This is a genomic window from Vibrio sp. 1402 (assembly GCF_033340275.1).
On record NZ_JAWOWE010000474.1, the window covers coordinates 1 to 591 of the forward strand.

At 46.0% G+C, this 591-nt stretch carries 2 protein-coding genes; both read left to right on the forward strand.

Annotated features, from left to right (window positions below):
- The coding region (locus R7044_RS26750; RefSeq protein WP_318141748.1) for a type VI secretion IcmF C-terminal domain-containing protein at nucleotides 1-370 on the forward strand (370 nt) is incomplete at its 5' end.
- The coding region (gene tagF / locus R7044_RS26755; RefSeq protein WP_225456176.1) for a type VI secretion system-associated protein TagF at nucleotides 352-591 on the forward strand (240 nt) is incomplete at its 3' end. The genes R7044_RS26750 and tagF, both read left to right, overlap by 19 nt.

The window sequence follows — 591 nt, forward strand, 5'->3', positions numbered from 1 at the left end:
TATGAAACCCGTATATCTAGATCAACACATTACTCGATTTGTGCTAGAGCTAGGTGATCAAGACTTGGTTTATAAGCACGGTCCTGCGAGATCGAAGGAACTTCGCTGGCCATCGGGTCAAGATCAGACGCGTATTGTGTTTACACCGCCCCAATCAAAACGAGAAATTGCTCATACCTATGAAGGGGAATGGGGCATTTTCAAACTATTGGACCAATCACTCAAGGCTCGACCAGAGTCCCGCAACGACAACATTGTCATGATCGATTTGAAGGGGAACAAGGTTCAGCTTGAGTTGATTCCATCTAGTGCAATCAACCCATTTTGGTCTAATGAGATGGAGAGGTTCAGATGCCCGCAAACCTTGTAACGCCTGAGTGGGGCTACATCGGAAAAATGCCGGCTAAAGGTGACTTTGTTAAGGACGGTATTTCTCCTGAATTTGCAAACCGTTGGCACGACTGGCAGCAAGCTGTTATTGCAGTGAGTAAAGAGCAACTGGGTGACACTTGGAACGATTATTTTTTAACTGCACCAGTTTGGCACTTTGCACTGGATGTGAGTTACATGGACGATGCTACGTATATCGGC